This window comes from Paludisphaera soli, assembly GCF_011064595.1.
Lineage (GTDB): Bacteria > Planctomycetota > Planctomycetia > Isosphaerales > Isosphaeraceae > Paludisphaera > Paludisphaera soli.
Map to the genome: position 1 here is coordinate 97,393 of NZ_JAALJI010000016.1, position 25,367 is coordinate 122,759.

The window sequence follows — 25,367 nt, forward strand, 5'->3', positions numbered from 1 at the left end:
GACGGCTCGGTTCAGTAGGGTACGACGGAGACCGAGCGGGGCCCGCAGGTCTCCAGGAACGCCAACGTCTCCTCGGGGTCGAACAGCGGATCCCGGGACTGGATGCAGAGGAAGAAGCGGTCGTCCGACGCCAGCGCGAACGACGGGGCGTTGAAGACCGGGTGGTACAGCTTGGGCAGGCCGTTGAAGTAGAGCATGCCGAAGACCGCGGCGAACGCCCCCCCCAGCACCGTCGTCTCGAAGGTGATGGGGATGAAGGCCGGCCAGCTGTACAGCGGCTTGCCGGCGATGTCGTGGGGGTAGTAGTAGATCGCCGACCAGCACTGCAGCAGGAACCCCGACAGGCCCCCCGCCACGGCCCCGAGGAACGTCGTCCGAGGGACCTTGTTGCGGAAGTAGCCCAGGGCGTGGTCCAGCCCCTCCACCGGGAACGGCGTGTAGGCCTCCATCTGCCGGAACCCGCGCTCGTACGCGCCGCGGGTCACCTCGACCAGCCGGTCGGGGTCGTCGAACTCGGCCATCAGGCCGTAGACCTCGGGGGCCTCCTGGCCGTGGGCGTGCGGGCCGCTCATCGATTCTCCTCCCGGGCCTCGGCCGCGTCGACGCCGTGCCCGGCGTGGGCCGCGTGGGCCTCATGGTGCTTCTCGTGGACCAGCTCCCGCATCTCGGCGATGGCGATCGACGGCAGGACCCGGATGAACGCGAACAGCAGGAACGTGAACAGGCCGAGCGTGCCGAGGAAGGTCGCCACGTCCCAGATCGTCGGGCTGTAGGGCGCCCACGACGAGGGCAGGAAGTCCTCGCTCAGGCTCGTGATCACGATCACGTACCGCTCCAGCCACATCCCGATGTTCACGAAGATCGAGATCACCCAGAGCACGATCGGGTTCCGGCGAATCGCCGGGATCCAGAGCAGCTGGGGGATGATCACGTTGCAGAAGACCATCATCCGGTAGGCGTTCGAGTAGGTGCCGAACGGCCGCGCGTTCAGGAGCAGGAACTCCTCGTACGGGTTGCCGCTGTACCAGGCGATGAAGAACTCCATCGCGTAGCCGTAGCCCACGATCATGCCCGTCGCCAGGATGATCTTGGCCATGTTGTCCAGGTGGCGGTCGGTGATGAAGTCCTTCAGCCCGAACCAGGACCGCAGCGGGACCATCAGGGTCACCACCATCGCGAAGCCCGAGAAGATGGCCCCGGCCACGAAGTAGGGGGGGAAGATCGTCGCGTGCCAGCCCGGGATCACCGAGACCGCGAAGTCGAACGACACCACCGTGTGCACCGAGACGACCAGCGGGGTCGACATCGCCGCCAGCAGCATGTACGCGCTCTTGTACCGCGACCAGTGCCGCGCCGAGCCCCGCCAGCCCAGGGCCAGCGAGCCGTAGGCCATCGCGATGTACTTGTTCTTGGCGCGATCGCGGAGCGTCGCCAGGTCGGGGATCAGGCCCACGTACCAGAAGAGCGCCGAGACCGTCGCGTAAGTCGAGACCGCGAACACGTCCCACACCAGCGGGCTCCGCCACTGCGGCAGCAGCGCCATGGTGTTGGGGTAGGGCATCATCCACCAGAACTTCCAGGGGCGGCCCATGTGCAGCAGCGGGAACATGCCGGCGCAGGCCACGGCGAACAGGGTCATCGCCTCGGCGAACCGGTTGATCGACGTCCGCCACTGCTGCTTCAGGAGCAGCAGGATGGCCGAGATCAGGGTCCCGGCGTGGCCGATGCCGACCCACCAGACGAAGTTGATGATCGCCCAGCCCCACATGACCGGGGTGTTGATGCCCCAGATGCCGGTGCCGCGGAACAGCAGGTTGGCCACCGCGCCGCCGAAGAGCATCAGCAGCGAGCTGGCGATCCCCATGCCCACCGCCCAGCGCCAGTCGAGCGCGCGGGCCAGGACCACGTCGCTGATCGTCGCGGTGACGGAGCCGTAGGTGTGCCCCGGGGCCAGGACGGGCGGCAGCGGGGCGCGCCGGCCGTCGTCGTGCGGGGTCTCAGCCATGTCGCGGCTCCTCGTGCGACGGGGTTGCGGCCCCGTGGGTCAGCTTGGTCAGGTAGGTCGTCCGCGGCACCGTCCCCAGCTCCTCGAGCAGGGCGTACGACCGTTCGGACTTCCGGAGCTTGGACACCGCGCTCTCCGGGTCCAGCTTGTTGCCGAAGACGATGGCGCGGGTCGGGCAGGCGGCCTGGCAGGCGGTCGCCACCTCGTCCCCGCCGACCTTCCGGCCCTCGATCTTGGCGTTCTGCCGGGCCTCGTTGATCCGCTGCACGCAGTAGGTGCACTTCTCCATCACGCCCCGGCTCCGGACGGTGACGTCCGGGTTGTTCAGGAGCTGGAGCGACGGGGTCGTCGCCGCCGAGGTGAATCGATCGGAGTAGTGCAGGAAGTTGAACCGACGCACCTTGTACGGGCAGTTGTTGCCGCAGTAGCGCGTCCCCACGCAGCGGTTGTAGGTCATCTCGTTGAGCCCCTCCTGACTGTGCGTGGTCGCCTCGACCGGGCACACCACCTCGCAGGGGGCCTTTTCGCAGTGCATGCACGGAACCGGCTGGAAGTGGATGGCCGGGTTCTCCTTCTCGGCCTCGGTCCCCTCGTAGTAGCGGTCGACGCGGATCCAGTGCAGCTCGCGCGAGTTGAGCACCTGGTCCTTGCCGACGACCGGGATGTTGTTCTCGGCCTGGCAGGCGATCGTGCAGGCCCCGCAGCCGATGCAGCGGTTGAGGTCGATCGCCATGGCCCAGGCGTAGTCCTCGCTCTGCGGGACCGGCGGCTCCGGGTAGAAGCTGAAGTCGGGGTGGTGGTGGCCGTGGTCCCCCTCGCCGTGGTGCTTGGCGGCCTCGAAGGTCGAGACCTTCACCGGCTCGCGGCCCTCGGTGCGGTGGTGGTGCTGGGTGACGGCCAGAGGCAACCGGCGGTCGGTCGGCAGGACCTTCAGGCCGGGGCTCGACCAGGGGGCGTCGGACCGCCGCAGCTTGTTGGCGTCGAAGCCGATCCCGGTGCCGACGCGGCCGGCGCGGCCGCGGCCGTAGCCGAGGTGCACGGTCACCGTGTCCTCGGCCTGGCCGGGGGCGATCAGGACCGGGGCCTCGACGCTGGAGCTGCGGAACTCCAGCAGGACGACCTGCTGGTCCTCCAGCCCGAGCCGCTCGGCCAGCTTGGGGCTCACGAGCGCCGCGTTGTCCCAGGTCAGGGTGGTCAGGGGCTTGGGCAGCTCCTGGAGCCAGCCGTTGTTGGCGAAGCGGCCGTCCCAGATGGTCGGGTCGGGCCGGAAGACGATCTCCAGCTCGTCGGCCGAGGGGGCGGCGGGGGCCGGCCACTGGACCTTGTCGAGCTTGGGGGCGCCGGCCGCCGGCGGGGCCTCGCCCTCGGCGGGGGCGGGCAGCTCGACGACGCCGTCGCGGAGGGCCTTGCGCCAGGTCCGCTCGAACGACTCGGCCGGGAGCTTCGTCCGCCAGTAGTCGCGGACGACTTGCTGGCCGGGGACGCCGACCTGGCCGAGCAGGGCGGCGAGCACGTCGGACGCGCTTCGGCCCTGGTAGAGCGGCTCGATGAGCGGCTGCTGGAGGCTGCAGGTCCCGTCCGACGAGCGGACGTCGCCCCAGGATTCCAGGAAGTGCGCCTCGGGGACGTGCCAGTGGCTGATCGCCGCCGTCTCGTCGTTGTAGAGCCCCAGGTGCACCAGCGCGGTGAGCTTCTCGTTCTGGAGGACCTCGGCCATCTTGAGGTCGGACGGGGCCTCGTAGACCGGGTTGGCGCCGAGCACCAGCAGGGTGTCGACGGCGCCGGCCCGGATGTCGCGGGCCAGCTCGACGAGCGACGCCGTCTGGTCGACCGGGCCCCGGTCGGCGGGGGGGGCGAGGGTCAGGGTCTCGCCGATCGCGCCGAGGGCCGCGTTGATGGCGAGGCCCAGGGCGTGGACCTCGGCCGGCTGGGCGTCGCCGACGACGACGAGGGCCTTCCCCTTCTTCGCCTCCAGCTCGGCGGCCAGGGCGGCGATCGCGGCGGCGTGGGGCTCGATCCGCTTGCCGTCCAGGTCGGGCGCGCCCTCCACCTTGAGCGCCTTGGCGAGCGCCGCGGCGACGAGGAGGACGTCGGCCGAGGCGACCGGCGTGCGGCGGTCGGCGGCGGCGCCGGTGAGGGTCGGCGTGGGCTCGAAGGCGACGAGCTTCAGCGGCGACTCGGCCTCGGGGTCGCGGCGGTCGGCGAAAGCCCGGGCGTGGCGGAGGCCGACGGGGCCGCCGCCGATCAGCTCGGCGTCGAGGGCGACGACGAGGTCGGCCTTCTCCAGGTGGTAGGCCGCTTCATAGGGGGAGCCCAGCGCCAGCTCGGCGCCCTTGCGGGCGGCGTCGCGGTTGACGGGCTCGTAGCTGTGCCACCTGGCCTCGGGCATCTGCTCGCGGAGGCGGCGGATCTGGTCGATCAGCGTGGGGGAGCAGACCGATCGGGTGAGGATCCGCAGGCCGCGGCCCTTCTCGGCCAGCTTGCGCTCGCGGAGGTCGACGGCGAAGCGGAGGAAGCGCTCCCAGGTCTCGACGCCGCCGTTGCGGACGACGACCTGCGAGCGGTCGGGGTCGTACAGGCTGAGGACCTCCGCCTGCGAGAAGATGTCGGTCGCGCCCCGGCTCGCCGGGTGGCTGGGGTTCCCCTCGATCTTGGTCGGCCGGCCCATGTGGCTCTCGACCAGGAGGCCGAGGGCGTCGCCGCCGAGCGAGGTCGCCGTGGCGAAGAAGAGGGGCTTGCCGGGGACGATCAGCTCGGGCTGCTCGACGTACGGGACGATCTTCTCGGCGGGCTGGACGGCGCAGCCGGAGACCCCGGCGAGGGCGAAAGAGGCGCCCATGAGGGTCAGGAATTTGCGGCGGCTGGCGTCGTCCAGGCCGTGGATCGCGGCCTGGGCGCGGGCGGCGGCCTTGCGGGCCTGCTCGGTGAACGCGCCGTCGTCGGCCAGCTCGGAGAGGCTGCGCCAGTACCGCGGGCCGGTCGCCTCGGCGTCGGGGGCCGCGGCGTCGCGCATCAACTCGGCGAGGGTCAGCGGGGTGTCGAGGTCGGCGGGCTGGGATTTCATCATCGGTGACAAATCGAGCAGTTCGTCAACTGGCCGACCTCCACTGGGGTCATCGTGTTCGGATGGGCGCCCGGGCTCGGCTCCGCCGCCGAGGCCGCGTGGGCCGTCGAGGCGAGCTCGCTCCCCTCGGGCGGGGTCCATTCCATGTTGAAGATCTGGTCCTTGGGTCGGAGCCGGGGCTCCGGGTTGCGATGGCAGTCCAGGCACCACTCCATCGTCATCGGCTTCTCTTTCCAGGCCAGGGGCATCAGGTCGACGCGGCCGTGGCATTCCGTGCAGCCCACGCCCTTCTGGACGTGCACCCCGTGGTTGAAGTACACGAAGTCGGGCAGGTCGTGGACCCGCGTCCATTGCAGGGGATCCTGCTCCCGCAAGCTGGCCCGGACCGGCTCCAGCAGCGGGCTGCCGGTCCAGATCTGGGAATGACAGGTCATGCACGTGTGGGTCGCGGGCATCCCGGCCGAGGCCGCCGTCTCCACCGAGGTGTGGCAGAAGCGGCAGTCGATCCCCAACCCCTTGGCGTGGTGCTCGTGCGAGAACTGCACGGGCTGTTCGCGGATCACGCCGACCTGGGTCTGGTACGGGGAACGGACCAAGAGATACATCAGTCCGAGCAGGGCTCCCGGCCCGGCCGCGAGGCTGAATATGACCACGCGCGAGAGCGTGTTGGCACTCGGGTGGAAGACCTGGGGCATCGCTCGTCTCGTCCTCTTTAGGGGTTCTGTCGTGACCGATTTGAGGGAATCAACCTATACGATGAGCTAACCCTCTGCAACCTGGGAGGCCCGGGGGGCGGCCGCTTGTCAGGGGCCGCCGCGCCGGGGTACGCTCCGGCTTCGATGCGGGATCGCGGGGCTCGGGGCGCGGGTCGGGACCGTCGCCGGGGCCGTCGGGCGGGGAGGGTGAGCATGTTCGATCGAGGGGGGGACGGCGGCGGCCGTCGGGGCCGTCGACCGGTCGTCGCCACGCTCGCGCTGGCCTCGGCGCTCGTCGCCGTCGCGGCCGTGCGAGTCGGTGCCGCGGACGAACCGGGCACGCGGACGACTTCCCTCGTGGAGTCTGGTCAGCAAGGTACGTTCAACGTTGGGCTCGCCCGGGGGACCGTGACTCGGACGTTCGAGCCGACCACCGGCGGCGATGTGTCGTGTTTTGAGTATACGATCAGTTCCGACGCGACTGTAGGGGTCTTTGCGAAAGAATTTCGCGAAACGCCCCCGCCGGGCCGCCCCACGCTCGTCGAAATCGGCCTGGATCCCCGAAATTCGTCGGACCTCACGATCCTTGAAGTCGCGCTGGAGATCAAGGGGCCGGCCGGCGTCCAGCGCGTGCCGCTCGACCTGGCGCCCGGTTGGACGACGACGGAACGGCTCCTGGACTGGTCAGCGATCGGCGAACTGACCGAGGTGGTGCTGGCGATCCATCGCCGGGGCGGCCCCGGGGAGTCGTCGGGAAGGCTCTGCTTCGACGTCCGGTTCGTCCCCGTCGGCCTGCAACGGGGCCTCGGCATCAATCCCTATGGTCGGCTGGGGGCGGTCGCGCTGGCGGCGGTCTTCGCGGCCTTGCTGGCGGCGGGCGTCGCCCTCCTCCGGCGGTCGGGGCCCGCCGAGGGGCGAGCCGCCTGGACCGCCCCGAGGCCCGGCCCGCTCCGCGAGGTGGCGAGGGACCTGGCCCTGGGCGCCGGCTGGGCGGCGACCGCGCTGCTGGTCGCGGGGGTGTACGCGATCGGGACGCGCGACGCCCTGGCGGTGGGCTGGGGGGCGGCCTGGCTGGCGCTCGGGGGGGCGGCCGTCGGCGGTTGGTGGACGCTCATCCTCTCGGGGCGAGGCCCGACGGCCTGGGAGGCGTTTCGACATGCGGCGGCGGCCGGAATCCTCGCGTCGTCGTCGAGCGGCCTGGCGCTGTTGCAGCCGCCGGCCGACTGGGGGCAGGTGATCCTCCTTAGCCGAACCGGCGCGGCGGTGGCGTTGGCAGTCTACCTGCTGGCGCACGTCGGGCGTTTGGCGACGGCGGGGAAGGGGATCGGCGCGGCGGGCGCGGCTTTGCTGGCGGGGGCTCCGTACGTCCTCGGCGGGCTGACGCTGCTGGAGGCCGGGGGGCTGATGGACGCACTGGGGGGCCGGGCGACGCTCGGGGCCTTCGGGGGCGAGTCGCCGTTCCCGGCTTATCTCGGCCGGACGTTCGTGGTCTTCCTGTTCAACGTGCTGCTCGCCGAGGGGCTGGGGGCGGTGAGGGGGAGGCCCTTGCGGTCGGCCCGGGCGTTCGGGGCGATGCTGGCCGCGGCGGCGGCGGTCGCGGCGGGTCCCTGGATCGCCTCGTTCGGCTCGGGCCCGGCGCTGGCGGCGTGGTCGCCGGCCTGGCGGGCTCCGGTCGTCGTCCTCTGCGGGATGGTCGCGCAGGCCGGGCTCTGGGCCGAGGCGTACCTCTGCACGGGCCTGGCGATCGACGCCGTGAACGGCCGGGCGCCGACGGCGGCGTCGGTCCTCGCGCATCCCTGGCAGGGCGTGAAGAAGGGGATGATCTACAGCGGCACGTTCCTGGCCGGGCTCTACGTCGCCGCCTCGCTCGCGGACTGGCCGGCGTTCCGGGGGCTGCTCGAAGCCCAGCCGATGATCGTCGCGGCGGCGCTGGGCGCGATGGCCTGGCCGCTGGTGAAGACCATTTTCGAGTCGTTCGACGGCAGCCCGCCGTTCCTGGAGCGGCTGACGCGGAGCTACCGCGACCCCTGGCTCGCGACGCGGGGCGCGATGGTCGGGATCGGCCTGGCGATGGGGGTGACGGGCGCCCTCTCGGAGCGCGACCTGGCGACCCGCGCCGGGTTCGGCTTCCTGGTCGGCGCGGCGGCTTACGCGGGGGTGGACGCGGCCCGCGACGCGCTGCGGTCGGCCCTGGGGCGGGGGTCGTTGCAGGCCCCGCGCTACTACGGCGTGCGTGTGTTGCTGGGCGGGCTGATCGGGGCGGCGATCGGTTTCTACCTGGACGCGTCGCAGCTCGCGATCGTCGTCGCCAAGTTCCAGCGGTACACGTCGGTGGGGCGGACGCCCGAGCCGTTCGGGATCTATCCGCTGGGGAGCAAGTGGGGCTTCATGAACCTGGGGACGGTGCAGGGGGGGGCCGACCTCCTCTTCGCCGAGGCGCTCGCGGGGGTGCTGAGCTGGTCGACGGCGGCCTGGCTGTTCGCGCTCAACCGGACGTTCATGGCCGCCGGCTTCGAGCGCCAGGCGGCGCCGATCCGGGGGATGTTCTCGGCGGCCGGGCTGCGGCAACTCGCCGAGAACTCGATCCAGGTGGCGCGCTGGGGCCTCTGGATGTCGCCGATCATCAACTCGTTCCTGCGGCCGATGGGCGAGCCGACCTGGTACAACCAGGACGGGGCCCTGCGGACGGTCGCGGCGACCTTCCAGTCGCTGACGACCTCGCCCGACGCCTTCCGCGCGTGGTCCTTGCAGATGTTCATCTATCTGCTGGCCTACGACGCCGTTCGGGTCCTCATCTGGATCGACCACATGGGGCTGCGAGTGGCGACGCTGGTCAACCTGAGCTTCCTCGGCGTCGACGCCGGCGAGCGCAAGCTGGCCCGCTACCTGGCCCCGTCCTCGACGGCCCGCTGCATCCCCGAGGCCGTCAAGCGGTTCGCCACCTGGGCTCCGTTGCTCCTCCCCTTCTACATCCCCCGCGGGGCCGACTGGGATCGCGCCTGGAGCGCCGCCGAGACTCTGAGCGCGCAGGGCGGCGGCTTATGGGCCGACTTGCTGGCGCGGCCGCTCGGCGAACGGCTCGGCCTGCTGGCGCTCCTGGTCGTCGCCCTGAGCCTGCTCGTCGCGGCGGTTCGGCTGTTCCGGCGCCGGTTCGGCGAGCGTTCGCTCGCGACGCACGCGATCCGCAACGACGCCTATGAATTGATCGCTCGCGAGGACGGAGCGATCGTAGGTCGGGTCATCTCCAAAGATCAGGACGTCAGCCGACGTTCCTACGACACGCTCGACCCGGCCGGCCGGGCCTTCTTCGTCATCGGCGAAGACGGCGCGACGCGGCTCCTGGCCGGCAATCCGCCGGGCTCGTCGGTTCCCCGTGGAATGCCCTTGGGACCGGCCGGCGCCGGCGGCGACGCGCTGGAGTCGTTCCATGTTTGGGAAGATCCTCAGGGTGGCGACCGGCCTCCCGTCTACGTCCCGATGCGACTGTCGGTCCGCATCCCCCCCGGCGACGAGCCGGTGGAAGAGTGGACGTTGCGCCTGCTGAATGCGGAGTTCCGCGATTACTCGTTCAAGGTCGTCCCGTATCTCGAATGGGTCCTAAACAAACCCGAGGCCGACCGCAACCACACCCAGTACAACCGGCTCTTCGCCGAGATCGAGTACGTGGACGCGCTCAACGCGGTGCTGGCCTACGACAAGCATGCGAAGGCCGTCGGATTCCTGGCCGTCGATCGGAAGCCAGAGGCGTTCCTGTCGTCGCGGATGGACTTCTTAGGGCGGGGCCGGGGACTGGCGAACCCCCGCGCGCTGGAGACGCTGGAGTTCATGGAGGCGAAGGACGAGGCGTCCCACCCTACGCTCGACCCGATCGCCAGCCTGCTCGTGAACGTGACCGCCCCCGCCTTGGATACCGAAGTCCGATTTTTGATCGGTGTGGCCGACGACAAGGCCCAGGCGATCGCCTTGATCGCGAAGTATCTGGACGTGCCCGGGGCCCGCGCCGCCTCGACCGCTCGGACGCGCAAGGAGCGGCACCGGATCGGCCACGGCGAGGTCCCGCCGGGTACGCCTTCGCCCTACGCCGAGTTTTCCGAGGACGGCTCGAAGCTCCTCGTCCGCACGCCGTTCACGCCCCGGCCGTTCGACCACACGATGTCGAACGTGCTGGGGCACGTTTTGGTCGTGACCAATCGAGGGCTTCACACGTCGGCGAGCGTCAACGCCCAGCAGAACCGGCTCACGCCCGACTGGTCGGACGTCGTGACGAAGGAGGTCCCGTCGGAGGCCTTCTACCTCTTCGACCCGGCGACGGGCGAATGGTTCTCGCCGACCTACCACCCGCTGAATGATCCCGAGGCGGCGACGGAATCGGAGTTCGGAGTCGATGGCACGGCCGTTTTCCGCATGACGAAGGGGACGATCGCGACCGAGCTGACCGCCTTCGTCCCCCCCGACGAGCCGACCGGCGTCTACCTGCTGACCGTGCGTAACCGTTCCCGATCCGCCCGCCGGCTGCGGCTGGGCGTCTACTTCCAGATGGTCCTCGCCGGCCAGCCCGAGCACTCCGGTCGGCTCATCTCGAAGGTCGACGAGACCCTGGGGGCGGTCTTCTTCACGAACCCTCGAAACACCTTCCGCACCGGCCCGGGGTTCGCGGCGATCTCGGGCGAGGTCGAGAAGATTGAGACGTCGCGCGGGCGGTTCTTCGGTCGGCTCCGGGCCCTCGACCGTCCGCACTTCGTGCAGCACGGCGGGCCGGACGCGACCGCTGTCATCGACAATCGCCCGATCGCCGGATTGCTGTCGACGCTCGACGTCCCCGCGATGGGCGAGCACACGGTGGTGGTCGTGCTGGGCCAGGCCGACGACCGTCGCGCTGCCGAGGCGGTCGTCCGCAGGTTCCAGGACGTGGCCGACGCCGAGGAGTCGCTGGAAGCGACCCGCCGTTGGTGGAACGATTTCCGCGACTCGCTCCGGGTGGAGACCGAAAGCCCCGAGTTCGACGCCTACCTCGACTGGCTCAAGTACCAGGCGCTCGCCGAGCGGATCTGGTCGCGGCGGGGTTTCTACCAGGCGAGCGGCGCCTACGGCTTCCGCGACCAGCTCCAGGATTCCGTCAACCTGATCTGGGCCGACCCGGCGATCACGCGGAAACAGATCCTGCTGCACGCGTCGCAGCAGTTTTTGGAAGGCGACGTGGTCCACTGGTTCCACAGGCTGCAGGACGGCCGCACCGGGTTCGTCGGCCGCTCGCACGCCTCGGACAACCTGCTCTGGCTGGCCTGGGCCGTGGTCGATTACCTCGACGCGACCGGCGACGTCTCTCTCCTCGACGAACGCACACCCTACCTGGAGTCGGAGCAGCCCTTCGAGCCGCTGCCGAAGGGCAAGCACGGGATGGGCTTCGACCCGATCCGCTCGACGCGGTCGGACACGGTCTACGAGCACTGCCTGCGGGCGATCGACCTGGTCCTGGATCGGCGCATGGGCGCCCACGGCCTGCCGCTGATCGGCACCGGCGACTGGAACGACGGCCTCGACGAGATCGGCAGCGAGGGGCGGGGCGAGAGCGTCTGGCTCGGCTTCTTCCTCTCGTACATCCTCCAGCGGTTCATCCCGAGGATCGCGGCCCGCGACGGGGCGCTCGGCGATCACTACACCTCCCGCCTGACCGACCTGAACGCGGCGATCGAGCGGACCTGGCGGGGCGACCGCTACCTTCGCGCGATCCACGACGACGGCACCGAGATCGGCGTGAAGGGGAGCGGCGTCTGGGAGATCGACGCCCTCACCGCCGCCTGGGCCGTGATGGCGCGGATCGACCCCGAACGCGGGCGGATCGTCTTCGAGACGGCGCTCGCCGAACTGGAGCGCGACGACACGATCCTCCTTGGAACGCCGCCGCTCCGCGAGGACACGCACCCGTACCTGGGCCGCAGCAGCTGGTATCCCGAGGGGGTCCGCGAGAACGGCATGTACTGCCACGGCGTGCAATGGCTCGTCGGGGCCGCCCGGATTCTGGCCGATCAGGCGCGCGAGCGCGGGGACGGTGCGGCGGCCTCGGCCTACGTCGAGACGGCTTTGCGGCTCTGGAAGAAGGTCGCGGCCGTGTACCACGCGACGCCGGAGACGATCGAGACCTACGGCGGCCAGCCCAACAAGCAGGCGGCCGACATGGTGACGACGTTCGACCCCGGCCGTATGATCTGGAATGGCTACACCGGCGCGGCGGGCTGGATGTTCCGCCAGGCGATCGAGTCGGTCCTGGGCCTGAAGCTCGCGGCGGGGGGGGCCGACCTCTCGGCCGTCGACTCCGCCGACGAGCTGGGCGACGTCCGGGTTTCGCGAAGCGTAGGTCGGGGTTCCGCGACGAGGATCGAATCATGAGCATCGTTGCGAACGCGTTGGAGTTCTTCGGCCGCCCGGAGCGACGTCTGCTGGCCGGGCTGGCCCTGGCCATGGGGCTGGTCCCCGCGACGGCGTCGGCCGCGCCACCGGAGATCGAGCCCGGCTTCCGGTTCCCGACCGTCCCCGAGGAGCACCCGCACGCCCGGGCGCTGCTGGCGAACGCGCTGAAGTACATCGGGCCCGAGAACCGCATCTTCGACCCCGCGTCCGGCTATCCGTTCGAGGGCTGGAACCAGGACCCGGCGCGGGGGATCTACCTCCGCTCGTTCACGCAGCTGACGGCGATCGGGCAGGGCATGGAGATCCTGGCGAACGTGGCCGCCGGCGTCTGCGAGGCGCCCTTCGTGTCGCGTCGCGAGGCGCTGGCCCTGCTGGGCCGGCAGGCTCGGACGCTTCTCGTCGATCAGTCCGACCCTCGCTTGAGCGCCGACGGGCTGCTCGGCAACTTCTTGGACCTGGCGACGGGCCGGCGGCTCGGCCCGCTGACGACCGACGTGACGTGGGACAAGCTCGCGGCGGCGATCGGCGCCGGCAAGGCCGAGGCGGCCTGGCGGGGGCTCGAAGCGAAGGGCTGGATCACGCCCCGGAAGGACGGCCGAGAGGCCGCCGTGAATCGCAAGCCGGGCTTCGGCTGGGAGCATTTCAACGGCCCGCTGGAGGCCTTCGCCGACAACGCCACGAAGCAGAAGATCATGGACGTGCTCGACGAGCGGGTCGTGATGACCGTCTTCGTCGACAACGCCAACCTGTCGTCCTCCGTCGCCCGCTGCCTGGGCGCGCTGCTGCGACCCGAGGTCGCTGAAGACCCGGAGGCCGTCGCCATCCGCAAGAGCCTGGAGACGTTCCTGGAACGCCAGGCCGAGGGCTACGCCCGGCTCTACGACCCGGCCGCCGGCCAGTTCTACTTCGGCCGCGACGTGACCCACGACCGCCTCTTCGGCTGGAACGACCTGGAGGGGAAGTGGGTGACGGGCCACGTCGACTACCTCGTCAACGAGTTCCGCGGCCCCGCCACGTTCATCGTCCTGCGCTACGGGATGCCGGCCGACGCGATCGCCAACCTGGGCTTCAAGATGAAGCCCTACCGCGCCGCCGACGGCCGCTCCCGCCACGTCCTCGCCCCGTGGGAAGGCTCCGCGTTCCAGGGGCTCGGCTTCGAGCTGACGATGACCGAGCTGGAGCGGCCGAGCTGGCGGCGCCTGCTGGAGGACTTCGTCGACGTCGAGGTCGACTACTCCACGCGCCACGGCCTCCCCGGCTTCCTCTCCGAGTCGTACAGCGGCCGGGGCGAGCAGTACACCGGCTCCATCGGCATCCCCGAGGTGACCGTCGCCCCCGACCCGAGGATCACCGACGCCCCCTCGCTCTACACCATCGGCCCGGCCTACGCCGTCTCCCCCGCGAGGGTCGAGGCGTTCCTCGCCGCCCAGTGGCCCCTGATCGAAACCCTCCAGACCGACCACGGCCCCTGGGAGGGCTACCACGCGACCGAGCGCGGGCCGATCCTGTTCCAGACCTCGGCGCACACGTTCTCGCTGATCCTGGGCCTCCTGGGGACGGCGTCCGACAACATGAAGGCCTACCTCGAATCCAGGGGTCTGCACGAAAACCTGGAGAGGATCTTCCGCCCCGGCGCGGGCGCCGACCTGCTCGCCGAGCCGGCGGCGGTCTTCGCCTGGGACGCCCCCGCGAACCCGCTCACCTCTCGTCGCGACGACCAAGGCTTCCACGTCGCCAGCCCGAAGGCCGCCGAGCCGGGCGTCGCCTTCGTCGCCCCGGCCGACTCGGGCGTGGATCTCTCGGGGACCGTCCTCTCCCTCCGCTACCGCCTCAAATCCCCGGCCGCCCCCGCGAAGATCGCCCTCAAGCCGGTCAAGACCGAGACCAACTCCGCCGCCGGCCTGATCGCCACCGAGCTGTTCGTCGAGCTGGCCCCGTCCAGCGACGAGGCCGAACTCCGCATCCAGCTCCCGGCGACGCCCGGCCTGGCGCGAATCAAGGAGGTCGTCCTCTCGCTCGGCCCCGACGCCAAGGGCCGGCCGCTGGAGTTGTCCATCCTCGGCCTGGCCGCCTCCCCGCCGCGCTGATCGCGGGCCGTCGAGACGTTCGAAGTGGGTCGCACGCGGCGAACCCTCATACGGCGTCGGTCGTGCGGTTCGATCTTCTCCTCACGCCGATTTCGGATGTCCATATGGAGTCTGGTCATGATCGGCCGCGAACTCGCGCTTTATCGGATGGTCTCGGCCGAGGAGCTGAAGAACCTCGTCAGTGAACTGGGCGGCCGTTGGCACGTCGGAGAAGGCGGGTGCTGCCAGGGAGTCCTCGATGACGCCGGCGCGCTTGTGTGGCCTTATCCCCCCTATCCGATCGACCGATTCCCTTGCGAGCCGGAGCACCTGGCGATCATCGCGGATCACGCGACGAGCGAGCTCGTGAGCGTCCTGGAGATCGGCGTCAGCCATAACGAGGGCTCCCAGGAGCTGGCCTCGCGGGTGATCGAGATCATGCTCGGGCGGTGGGGCGGGATCGAGATCGATGAGGAATGGTTTTGCACGCCCGAGGACGCGGACTGGTTGGCGAGGTGGGACGAGGCCCGCCTCGGGCTCTGAAAATCCTCGATCCTCGCCCTGCCTGCCTCGCGGCCCTGAGCCTCGCGGGCGGAACTCGGGGAGGGGGGGAGGGGCGACCCGTCCCGCGGACCCTGGTCCTGCTGCCGCGTCAGGACCCGACCTGCAGGGTGTAGCTCTCGATCCCGGAGTTTCGGAGAGGGGGCCGCCGTACGCTCGTGGTCCGGGCGGCCCGCCCGGACGTGGGAGCCTCGACGCCCGGGCGGGCCGCCCGGGCCACGGAGGGTCGCACGGGTCCGGATCACGGCGGGGCGGCCGGGCCGGCCGCCCCACGGGAGGCCCCGGAAGTCCCGTGCGAGCGGAGGGCCGACGAAACCCCGGGATCGAGAGCTATACCCCGACCTGCATGGGGTCGACCCCCAGCCGTGCGGACTTTAGGATGATGAATGATTCTTCATGGTCAATCGGGAAGGGCAGCCCCTCCGGTTGGTCACCAACGTCGTCACGCGCCGGGGGGCCTCCCTCGCGAGGTCGGCTCATGAACACGATCGACTACATCTACCGCTTCGACCCCGAAAAGCCCTCGGCCAAGCCTCCGCCGCGCGACGAGGAGGCGGCGCGTCGGGTCCTGGAGGACGGCAACCGGCTGTTCTCGCAGTGGATGGAGAGCTGTCGGACGCGCACCCCGTCGCGGGGCGAGCCGCGCTACATCGTCTCGTGCAACGGCCTGGAAGTCGGCATGCCGCGGACCTACGGCGAGATGCCCCGGCAGTCGCCGTTCGCGGTGGTGGTGGGCTGCTCCGACGCCCGCGTGCCGACGGAGATGCTCTTCGGCCAGGGCTTCAACGATCTGTTCGTGATCCGGGTGGCCGGCAACGTGATGGGCGACGTCTGCCAGGCGAGCGTCGATTTCGCGCTGGCGAACCTGAGCGAGAGCGTGCGGGTGGTGGTGGTCCTCGGCCACAGCGGCTGCGGCGCGGTGACGGCGGCGGTGGACGCCTATCTCCGGCCGCTGAAGTTCTGGTCGAAGACGGTCACGCCGATGCTGCGGTCGCTCACCCAGAGCCTCTTCGTCGCCGTCCGCGAGGCCGCGAACGGCCTCAAGGAGGTCTGGGGCCACGACGCGGCCGACGCGCCGGGGTATCGGGAGGCCCTGATCGAATCGGCCGTCTGCATCAACGCGGCCCAGGCCGCCTTCGGCCTCCGCCAGGAGGTGGAGGGGACCGGCAAGTGGGAGGTGGAGGTCCTCTACGGCGTGCACAACATCCGCAACCATCAGGTCTGCATGCCCGTCGACCCCTCCGCCCCGCGTTGCGACGAGAACGTTCGACTCGCCTCCGCCCCGTCGAACCCCAAGGAGTTCCACGCCCTCGCCGTCCAGATGGCGCGCATCCTCAAACGCGACGATCCCTGCCTCGCCCCCAAAACGATCGCCCCCCCCGTCGAGGTCGCCCCCGTCCCGGGCGAGGCCGTTTCCGGAACGCGTGTCCAGTAATACGCCGCGCCTCGTGGCCATGGCCGGGCTCTCGACCCGAACGCCGGGATCGGCCGCGTCGATGACCCGGATCTGCCAGGCGCCGTCGGCGAGGGGTGCGAGCCTGGCGCGGCTCATCGGCTGCGGTGGGCTCTGCACGCAGGGCATGGCCTCGCGCGACGGGCCGTTTCAGGGCACGTTGCGGTCGAGCTTCAGCAGGAGCCGCTCGACGCGATGGACGACCTCGACGTCCTTGTCGCGGAGGGCCTCCTCCAGCGCGGGGACGGCGGCGGGGCCGAGGGTGAAGAGTCGCGCCTCCGCCTCTTCGCGCGACTTCCAGGCGGGGTCGCCGAGCTGCTTGACGAGCACCTTGGCGCGGTCCTGGAGTCGCGGGTCGACGCCGTGGATCACGATCAGCGGGACGCGCGTGAGCTTCTTCGGGGTCGGGAAGACGTCGAGGGGCACGGCCTCGTCGATCGCCTCGCGGGAGATCCGGGCCAGGACGATCAGCTCGCCGGGCTCGAACAGGTCCTTGGCGTAGCGTTCCAGCAGCATGGCGACGAGGTCCTTGCGGAGACCCTGGCCCTCCAGCCGGCGGGCCAGGGCGTCGCGGGTAAACTCGCGGTACGAGGGGTCGGGCCCCTTGAGGGGCTGCGACATGCCGAGCTTGACGGGGGGCCCCTCGACGGGGCCGCCGGTCTTCTCGGCCGCCTCGGCGAGGCGGGCGGCGGTGGTGACGAACAGCCGGCCCTCCTCGGTGACGCGGTAACTGAGGCCGACGCCCCCCAGCAGGTCGGCCAGGGCGTCGCGCGCGGGGACGTCGGCCGCTTTCAACTCCGTCGGCTCGTCGACCTTGATCTTCTCCTTGGCGAGCGTCTCGTCGTCGAACTGCAACCGGAGCCGGGCCTGCTGGGCGACCATCCCCAGCAGCTCGCGACGGGGGGCCGACGCGACGGCCAGGCTGATCGGCCGGTTGAGGAACTGGTCGACGCGGGCGCGGATCTCGGCGTCTCCCTCGGCGGGCAGGGGGGCGGGGGCGTCGTCCTTGGGCTTCTTCGGCTCGGCCTTGTCGGCGTCCTTGAACAGCTCCTCGGCCTGCTTCGCGGGGTCGGGCTTCTCAGCGGCCTCGCCCTTCTTCTCGGCGGCCTTCCCCTCGGCCTCGGCCTTACCGCCGTCGGCGTCGACGGCGGCCGCGCTGGGGAGTTCGTCGAGCCAGCCGACGCGGAATCCGTCCTGGGACGGCGCGATCACGGCCACGTCGACGAGGCGGCGGTTGGTCATGTTTTGCAGCGTGTATTCATCGGGCCCGCCCTTGACTCGCACGGGGATCGGCAGGGTCAGCTCGGCGTCGTAGGCGAGGAACCGCTCGAAGCGCGACTCGTTCCGGAGGTAGAGCGCCGACGGGGTCGTCCGAAGCGCGGCCAGGACGCCGCCGTCGTCGGGGAGGTAGCTGGGGGGGATGCCGGCGGGGGGCTCGGCGGTCAGCTCGGAGCCGAACCAGCGGATCCGCCCGGTGTGCTCCTTGCCGGCCGGCCAGTGGGCGAGGAAGCTCCCCTTCTTGATCTTCAGGTCTACGTCCAGGTCCCGGCAGGGGTCGCCGAAGAACTGGACGAAGCCGACCGGCGCGATGGGGAAGCGTCCCTCCAGATCCTTGTCGTCGAGCTTCGGCCGGCTCGTCCCCACGACGCCGGGCAGGGCGTTGCGGTAGAACTTGGAGGCGTTGAGCGTGGTCTGCGACGGGTTGCCGACCCAGATCGAGACGTCGACCACCTCGACCGGCGATTGCGCCTCGGTGTCGTCTCGCGGCTTCGGAGCGGGCTCCTCGGCGGCGGCGGGGGAGACGATCGAGAGCGTGAGGAGCGCGACGGTCAGGCGCAAACGCATCATCATCGGTCGGCCCTCGGATCGGTGGCGGCCGTGCTGGGCCCGGCGGCGCGGAAGAGTCGGGCGTCGGCCCAGATCACGCGGTCGCCCGCGTCCTGGCCGGCGCCGAAGTCGACGACGAGCTTGAGCTGCGAGGCCCCCGCGACGCGGAGCTTCAGCGGGACCGGCGGGGCGTCGGCCCGCAGGTCGGGCTCGGCGTAGAGTTCCTGGTCGTCGGCGAGCACCCGGCAGGCGACCCGGCCCTTGCCCCGGGCCTCGTCGTCGAAGCCGAGCAGGGCCTCGAAGGTGTCGTACCGGCCTTCGAGGTCGTAGGTCAAAATGCAGCGCGAGTGAACGGCCACCCCGCGCTCGTGGATCCGCCCGTTCATCTTGAGCTTGCCGCCGGTCAGGCCGACGTCGCGACGCCAGGGGGATTTGCGGCCGAAGAACGGCGTCTCCTCGACCCGGCTGGGATTCAGGTCGGACAGGTACGTCATCTTGCCGCCCCGGAACCGGACCTCCTGGACGTCGGCCGCCGGGAGCTTCAGCTCCTCGCCCCAGGGGGCCTCGACCTTCCAGACGGCCGGGTCGATCGACTTCCAGCGCCCGGAGACGGCCACGCCGCCGGGGAGGAGGAACGTCGATCGCAGGTCGTCGACCGCCGGGGAGGGCCGCGAGGCCAGGACGAAGCCCTCCACCTGTTTGACCGCCAGAGACCGCGACTTGCCCTGGTAGAGGAAGCGGAGGCGGCCGTCCTCGACCGCCTCCAGCACGCCCGCGACCGGGACGACCTCGCCGGCCTTCGACTGGGCCAAAAGCAGGTCCTCCGAGCCCCTCGCCTTGAGGCGGCGGGCGAACGATTCGGGGGTCTCCTTGCGGTCGGCCGGGCTCAGCTGCACGCCGGCGATCCGCGAGAGCGGGATCTTCAGTTCGTCCTTCCAGGGCGTCGTCAGCCGGAGCGCGTCGGCGGACACGCCGCCGAACTTGCCGAACAGCTTCTCGTCGCCTTCCAGGTGGACCCAGGCGTCGGGCGATTCGACGACCTCGGCCTTCTCGTCGACGGCGAGCTTGGGGTCGGAGTGGCCGTCGGCCTGGAAGTTCGCCGAGGCGGCCTGGCCGTCCTCGTAATTCACGTTGATCGAGAAGCTCTTCTGGAAGCAGTCGCCGGGGGGCGGTTCGAGGAAGAGGTCGGCCGTGGGGTCGGTCCCGGTGCGGCGGAGGATCAAGGGCCAGCCCGCGCCTCCGGACGCTTCGAGCTGCCAGCTCGTCGCCCCCTTGTCGGTCTGGCAGTTGACCATGACGTTCTGGATCTTGGCCGCGCGGAGGCCGGACAGGCCGATCTGGATGTCGCGGACGCCGTTCTTCTTGGCCTCGACCTTGACGGGAGGCTTGACGATCGTGGTCCCGGGCGGGGGGGCCGCCACGTCGTCGCCGGGCTCGGGCTTCTTCCCCGCCTCGGGCTTCTTGGCGGCCTCGGCGGCGGCTTCTTCGGGGGAGGGCGCCCCCTGGGTGAAGTCCAGGTTGGGCTGGCCGAGGAACCGCGCGGCGAAGGTCGGCTGGCGATCGAAGCGGATTCCCGCAACCTCGTCCATCGGGATCCGGGCCTTCGGCTCGGGGGGGGCGGCGGGCGCGAAGACGTCGGCCGGCAGCCCGCCCTCGGCGGTCGTCGATGTGGTCGCTGCGGCGGGAGACGTCGCGGGCTGGGCGGGGGTCGCGACGCGGGTTTCCGTGACCGTGACGGCACCGACGACCGGGGCGGGGGCGTTGATGACCACCGCCCCCTGCGCCTGCACGACGACGCCTGCGGGCATCGCTTGAGCCCGCGCCCGAGCCCGGGCGGCGAGCATCTGCGCCCGGGCCTCCGCCGGCATCGCGGCGGCGGTGGGGGTCGCGGACGCGGCCCCGGGCGTCGCGGCGGATGCGGACCCGACGACGAGCTTGCCGTCCTCGATGGCGGAGGGCTCGCCGTAGACGACCTCGTCGAAGACGGTGCGGACGGCAGTCCCCAGGCCGGTGATCCGATCGGCGCGGACGGAGAGGTTCTTGAAGACGACGCCGATCGGCCCGGCGCCGTTGCGGTTGGTCGCGAACAGCTTCACGGCCATCACGTCCTGCGGCTGGACGGTGAGCTGGCCGAGATAGCGGGGCTCGGCCGACTTGGCGTCGACCACCCGGAAGCGAAGGGTCTGGCCCTCGCGGGTCAGCTCCAGCCGGAACGCCTCGCCCTCGGCGGGGAAGGTCCGGCGCGGGGGGGCGGCGGGCTTGCCGCCGGGCTGGCCCATGACCATGCCGCCGCCCATCACCACCATGCCCATGCCGTTCTGGATGATCACGCGATTGCGCATCATCATCATCGCCTGCTGATTCGGGTCCATCCCGCCGGCGGCGGCCTTCTCGATTGTGCGATAGACCGACGCCCCGCCGGGCTCGACGACGCGAAGGAACGTCGCGTCGGGCTGGTCGATCGAGCTGAAGGCGATCGCCAGCCCCACGGCGACGCCGTCCTCGGTCCCGGCCTTGGGGAGGGACCTGGCGACGAACTCGGCGGCGATGGTGAAGTCGCCGCCGAATCGGAGGGCCTGGGGGGTCTTCCAGCCGGTCTCGGCGGCCCCCGGGTCGACGACGACGCGGAGGCCGTCGCCTTCCCGCTTGAGGGCCTTCTTGTCGCCGTACCCCTCCGCGTCGAGCGCGGCCTGGTCGAGCTTCCGGGCGTCGAGCGCGCGGGCGTATTCGACGGAACCGGGAGCGGCGGCCGTCGTCGCGAGGGCGAGCGCGAGCAGTGGGGTCGCAAGCATGACTGCGGACCTCGAAGTAGGCGTCGGGATGCGGCGGCCTGGTGGACCGGGGTCAGGGAGTCTTGGGTGCCTCGGCCGGGGCTTCGGCCGAAGGCTCGGTCGAGGCGGCCGACTGCTCCTCGGCCAGGCGGCGGTAGTACCGCTCCAGGACCGTGCGATACTCGGGGGGGAAGCCCTCGGACATGGACTGGAGGATGCGGTCGCGCTCGCGAGGGGTGAGCTTGGCCCACTCCTTGTCGCTCGCGCCGGCGTCGACGAGGTCGCCGATGCCGCCGGTCCCGCCGTGGGGGTTCGAATCGGCCGCGGGCCGGGTTGGGCGGTTCGAGGCGATGCCGTTGCGGCAGCCCTGGCACTGCTTCTCCAGCTCGGCGATCAGCTCGTCGAGGCCCCGGAGGACGGCCTTCTGGCCCTTCTGGGTCGGGTCGCCGGTGACCGTCTTGGCCAGCGAGTCGACGACGACGTCCATCCGGCCGACGATCGCCGTCATCGTGGGGGGTGCCTTCTTCTCCGGGATCGGAGCGGCGGCGACGGACGCCGAGGCGGCCGCGCCGAGGGTCGTCAGCGCGGCTCCGAGGATGCGTAGGCTCGTCTTCATGGCGTCATCCCTTCGGGTCGGTTTCGGGTCGGGTCGGTACGGTCCACGTCGGGTCATTCGGGCTTCGCGGGCTCGGCGTCGGCCCCCGGCTGGGGCGCGGGGCCCTCGACGCGCTCGGCGATGCGGGCCAGGGTGTTCAGGATCTCGCCCTGGCCGGACTCCAGCTCCTCGATCTCGCGACGGAGGGCGGGGGGAAGGACTTCCTCGGCGGGGCGGCCCTGGTCCACCTTCACGGTGTCGTCGTTCAGTCGGGCCTGGAGCATCCGGATCATCTTCAGCTCGGCGATCAGGCGGTTCAGCTCCCGCTCGCGCTGGCGAAGGTCCTTCGGCAGCGGGGTGCCGGGCTTGGGCGGCGTCGAGGGGGGGAGGCGGCGGAGGGCCTCGGCGAGCGCGAGCAGGTCCTCCTCGATGCGCCTCTCCATGCGGACGGTGGGCTCGGACGGGTCCCCCTTCTGGAGCAGGATCCGGACGGTCCCCATCTCGCGGTTGATGACGCGGAGGGCGGTCGGCAGGGCGATGCCGAATTCGGTCTCCTCGGTCAGGGCGCGGAGCTGGTCGATCCGACCGGCCAGCTCGTCCTCCTTGGGGGCGAGACCGGTGACGAGGAGGAGGGCGGTGCGCGAGTTCTGGGCCACGCGGGGGGCCTGGCTCTCGGTGGTCTCGCGGATGGAGACCTGGATCTCGTGCATCTCGGCCAGCTCGGCGAGGATCCGCGAGAGCAGCTCGGTCCGCAGCTCGACGAGCAGGGCCTCGGTCGCCTTGTCCAGCTCGCCGCTCGACTTGACGAGGTGCTTGAGGGCCTCGTCCTGCTTGACGGCGGCGGGGTCGGCGGCCTCCTTCCCGAGCTGGCCCTCGGCCTCGCCCATCGCGGCGGAGGCGCGAATCAGGTCCTTCTGGAGCGCGACGCCCTGGTTCCCCAACCGGGCCGAGGCCGCCCCCAGCGCGTCGGCCGCCTCGCGGTTGCGGGCTTGGTCCTTCTCGAACTTGGCGAACTCCTCCTTGCTCGGCTTGGCCTCCTTGGCCTCGACGGCCTCCCGCGACCAGGCCAACTCGCGGCGCTCCTCGGCGACGATCCGGGCGAGCCGCGCCTGGGTCTCGCGCAACTGGCGGAGCCGGGCCAGCTTCATCTGGAAGTCCAGGTCCTCGGCCAGCAGCAGGCGGCGGAGGTGCTCGAGCTTGGCGAGCATCTCGCGGACCTCGGTCTCGGCCTTGGCGAGCTGGGCGTCGCTCAGGAGCTTGCGGGCGTCCTTCATCTGCTGGAGGATCAGCTCCTCGCGCGAGAACTTCAGCGCCAGCTTGAGTCGCGAGGCGTTCTCGGGCTCCAGGCTGCGCAGGGCCTCGGAGAGCCGGAACATCCGCTCCTCCAGCTCGTTCATCTGGGCCGCGACGTTCTCCTGCGTGAACCCGATCGCGTCGCGGTCGGAGACCTTCGGGTCGGCCCCCGGGTCCTTCCTGGGCTCCTCGGCCTTCTTCGCGGCCGGCTTGTCGGCGGGCTTGGGCTCGGCCTTCTTCGCGGCCGGCTTCTCGGCCGGGGCGTCGTCGAAGACGTCGCCGGCGTCCTGGGCGCGGGCGGACCCGGACCCGGCCCAGGCGAGGGCCAGGGGCGCCAGGAGGAGGAGGAGCCGCGAGGGGCGGCGGCGATCACGGCTTGTCGTCATCGAAGACCTCCTGGGCGCGGGACTCGCGGGCCTGCTCGGTCTCGCGCAGGACCTTCTGTTCCATCTTGATGACCTCGGCCACCTGGTTGACGACGTCGACGAAGCTCTCCCACTGCGACATTTGTTCGAGGATGGTCTTCATCGTTGTAACAACCTCGGCGTGCCGGCGTCGAGCTTCATCCTTGGCCGGTCCGTTGCGGTCGGCGGCCGAGGCGAAGGCCTGGAGCGACGCCTGGAGCTGGGCCATCGGCCCCGAGGCCAGGTTCCGCAGCGGGTCGACCACGCCGTGCTGCAGCAGCCGCTGCGACTTCGGCGAGCCGACCTGGTTGAGCTTCATCTCCTGGAGGGCGTCGGCAACGCGGCCGGCGATCTGGCCGAGCTGCCGGCCCGCGCCCTGCTCGGCGCGGGCCATGGCGACGATCTCTTCGACCTTCGGGTCCCCTTCCAGCGCGGGGGTCTGCTTCTCGGTGGCCTCCAGGATCGCCAGGAACTTGGCCCGCTCGGCGCGCTGGCGGATCAGGATCTCGTAGAACAGCTCGTCGGGCGAGACGACCGAGAAGGCGAGGACGCCCGATCGGCCGGTCTGCACTCCTCGGGCGCACTGGTCGTCGGCCTCGGCGGTGAACCGCAGGACGGCGCCCACCGGCGGCGGGTCGGACTGGAGGGCCACGTCGTGGCGCGCCTGATGGTCCAGCGTGGGCCGCGCGGGGTCGGACTCGAACGGGATGGCGATCGTCGACCGCTTGGTCTGGGCCTCGGGCTTGCCGGCGTCGGCCTCGCCGGCGATCACGCTGCGGTCGGCCTGGATGCGGAGGGCGGCCAGGCCGAAGTCGTCGGTCGCGGCGAGGGTCAGGGGGATGGTGGCGACCGGCGTCACGCGACCGCCGACGCCCATCGCCCGCAGCGTGACGCGGGGCTCGCGGTCTCGCAAAAGGCCGACGGATAGGAACGACGGCTTCGAGGTCAGCCCGGTCTCCGACGAGGTGAGGACAATTTCCAGCGTGACGGCCTCGCGGAGCGTCCAGGTGGTCGTGAAGGTCCGGCCGTCGGTTCGGGTGAGCGGGGGTGCCGCGCCGGGGTTCACGATGATCTTCGCATCGGAGAGTTCCTGGGTCCCCTCCAGCGTCAGCTCCACCTCGCTGTCGGGGAGGAAGAGGAGTCGCGAGGGGGCGTCGTCCACCTCGCGGGACTCGGGGTCGGCGGTGCCGGGCTCCTTCACGCGGATCCGGGTGCGGGCCAGGGCGGGGCGGTCGACGCGCTCGATGGGGATCGGCCCGAGCCAGTCGTCGCCGCCGGTCAGCTCGAAGGTGGACGAATCCGAGGACGGCGGGAACTCGTACTGGTAGCGCGACGGGGCCGTCTCGGTCATGGTCGCCGACCTTGAAGGGCCCTGCAGGGCGCGCTCGCGGACGGTCACGGCCCCGGGCGCCCGGGAGGTCTTCGGCTTCGAGCGGAGGAGAAGGGGGGGCTCGCCCCGGCCGCCGACGGACCAGCGATCGGCCGTCGGCTCGATCAGGGGGAGGTCGCTGCGCACTTCCACGAGCGTCCGCTCGTCGCGGGGGGCGATGAGCCGGCCGCGGGCGTCCAGGCCCATGACGGTCAGGTAGGTCTCCTGCGGCCAACGCTCCTCGGAGCCCCGCAGCCAGCGGGCGAAGCTGAGCCGCGCGGCGTCGGGGTCGATGGTCGCGAAGGCGACGGGGACGATCAGGGCGAACGTCCCGAGCGCGGCGTAGGCGATCGTCCGGCCCGGGTTCCAGAGCTGCGTCCAGTCCGAGGATCGCAGGGCTTCGGACGCGCGACGGACGGCCAGGCGGATCATGGCCGGCGACGCGTCGCTCCCTTCCTCGTCGAGCAGGCCGGGGAGCTGCAGGACGTCGGCGACCTGCTGTCCCAGGCCCGGCCGATGGCGGTCGAGCGTCAGGGCCAGCGACAGCTCGTCCAGCCGCGCCGGGGCGAGGCGTCGCGAAGCCCGGACGTAGACGAGGGCCGCGACCGCCGCGAGGGCCGTCGCCAGTAGGGCCAGCCGCGCGGCGAGGCCCGGCCGGAGCGACCAGTCGAGCAGGACGAGGGCCGCGCCGGCGGCGACCGCGATCGCGAGGGCTTCGGCGAGGACCTCCAGGGCGAGCTGCGACCGCAGCCGACGTCGCAGCCGCGAGAGTTCGGCCCTCAGCCGGCCTCGGGCCTCGGCGATCGTGGCGTCCGTGGTCGTCGCTTCGTTCAGGGTCGGCACGATGATGGTTTCC

13 protein-coding genes are annotated in these 25,367 nt (G+C 71.2%); 4 read left to right on the forward strand and 9 right to left on the reverse strand.

Annotated features, from left to right (window positions below; genetic code table 11):
- Positions 1-11: 11 nt before the first annotated feature.
- From G6O68_RS19610 to G6O68_RS19625, 4 genes are read right to left on the reverse strand one after another with little or no spacing between them, the layout of a single operon-like run.
- Positions 12-572 (reverse strand): DUF3341 domain-containing protein, encoded by a 561-nt coding sequence (locus G6O68_RS19610; protein ID WP_165250335.1) that lies wholly within the window; start codon positions 570-572, stop codon positions 12-14.
- Positions 569-2,005: an NrfD/PsrC family molybdoenzyme membrane anchor subunit gene (nrfD, locus tag G6O68_RS19615; protein ID WP_165250336.1), complete on the reverse strand. Its 1,437-nt coding sequence runs from the start codon at positions 2,003-2,005 to the stop codon at positions 569-571. The genes G6O68_RS19610 and nrfD overlap by 4 nt, the downstream gene beginning before the upstream one ends.
- Positions 1,998-5,072, reverse strand: a complete 3,075-nt coding sequence (locus G6O68_RS19620) for a TAT-variant-translocated molybdopterin oxidoreductase (protein ID WP_206108151.1) — start codon at positions 5,070-5,072, stop codon at positions 1,998-2,000. Before G6O68_RS19620 ends, nrfD begins: the two co-directional genes overlap by 8 nt.
- Positions 5,069-5,764: a cytochrome c3 family protein gene (locus G6O68_RS19625; protein ID WP_165250337.1), complete on the reverse strand. Its 696-nt coding sequence runs from the start codon at positions 5,762-5,764 to the stop codon at positions 5,069-5,071. Before G6O68_RS19625 ends, G6O68_RS19620 begins: the two co-directional genes overlap by 4 nt.
- Before the next feature lie 213 nt (positions 5,765-5,977).
- Between G6O68_RS19625 and G6O68_RS33325 the strand changes: the two genes are divergently transcribed.
- The 4 genes from G6O68_RS33325 to G6O68_RS19645 all read left to right on the forward strand — a co-directional run bounded on the left by G6O68_RS33325 (position 5,978) and on the right by G6O68_RS19645 (position 16,234).
- A complete protein-coding gene (locus G6O68_RS33325; protein ID WP_165250338.1) occupies positions 5,978-12,151 on the forward strand; it encodes a GH36-type glycosyl hydrolase domain-containing protein in 6,174 nt (2,057 codons plus the stop codon).
- Positions 12,148-14,259 carry a hypothetical protein gene (locus tag G6O68_RS19635; protein ID WP_165250339.1) on the forward strand — a complete coding sequence of 704 codons (2,112 nt, stop codon included), beginning with the start codon at positions 12,148-12,150 and terminating at the stop codon, positions 14,257-14,259. Before G6O68_RS33325 ends, G6O68_RS19635 begins: the two co-directional genes overlap by 4 nt.
- 117 nt (positions 14,260-14,376) lie before the next feature.
- Complete coding sequence (locus tag G6O68_RS19640; protein WP_165250340.1) at positions 14,377-14,781, forward strand: hypothetical protein; 405 nt, start codon at positions 14,377-14,379, stop codon at positions 14,779-14,781.
- 496 nt (positions 14,782-15,277) lie between these two features.
- The gene (locus G6O68_RS19645; protein ID WP_165250341.1) at positions 15,278-16,234 is read left to right on the forward strand and encodes a carbonic anhydrase; all 957 of its coding nucleotides are present in this window, start codon (positions 15,278-15,280) and stop codon (positions 16,232-16,234) included.
- Between the two features lie 168 nt (positions 16,235-16,402).
- Here G6O68_RS19645 and G6O68_RS19650 read toward each other — a convergent pair whose 3' ends face one another.
- From G6O68_RS19650 to G6O68_RS19670, 5 genes are read right to left on the reverse strand one after another with little or no spacing between them, the layout of a single operon-like run.
- The gene (locus G6O68_RS19650) at positions 16,403-18,103 is read right to left on the reverse strand and encodes a hypothetical protein (RefSeq protein ID WP_165250342.1); all 1,701 of its coding nucleotides are present in this window, start codon (positions 18,101-18,103) and stop codon (positions 16,403-16,405) included.
- Positions 18,100-20,871: an NPCBM/NEW2 domain-containing protein gene (locus G6O68_RS19655; protein ID WP_165250343.1), complete on the reverse strand. Its 2,772-nt coding sequence runs from the start codon at positions 20,869-20,871 to the stop codon at positions 18,100-18,102. Before G6O68_RS19655 ends, G6O68_RS19650 begins: the two co-directional genes overlap by 4 nt.
- Before the next feature lie 52 nt (positions 20,872-20,923).
- Positions 20,924-21,466, reverse strand: a complete 543-nt coding sequence (locus G6O68_RS19660; RefSeq protein WP_165250344.1) for a hypothetical protein — start codon at positions 21,464-21,466, stop codon at positions 20,924-20,926.
- Positions 21,467-21,519: 53 nt separating this feature from the next.
- The gene (locus G6O68_RS19665; RefSeq protein ID WP_165250345.1) at positions 21,520-23,124 is read right to left on the reverse strand and encodes a hypothetical protein; all 1,605 of its coding nucleotides are present in this window, start codon (positions 23,122-23,124) and stop codon (positions 21,520-21,522) included.
- Positions 23,108-25,354 (reverse strand): hypothetical protein, encoded by a 2,247-nt coding sequence (locus G6O68_RS19670; RefSeq protein ID WP_165250346.1) that lies wholly within the window; start codon positions 25,352-25,354, stop codon positions 23,108-23,110. The genes G6O68_RS19665 and G6O68_RS19670 overlap by 17 nt, the downstream gene beginning before the upstream one ends.
- Between the last annotated feature and the right edge of the window lie 13 nt (positions 25,355-25,367).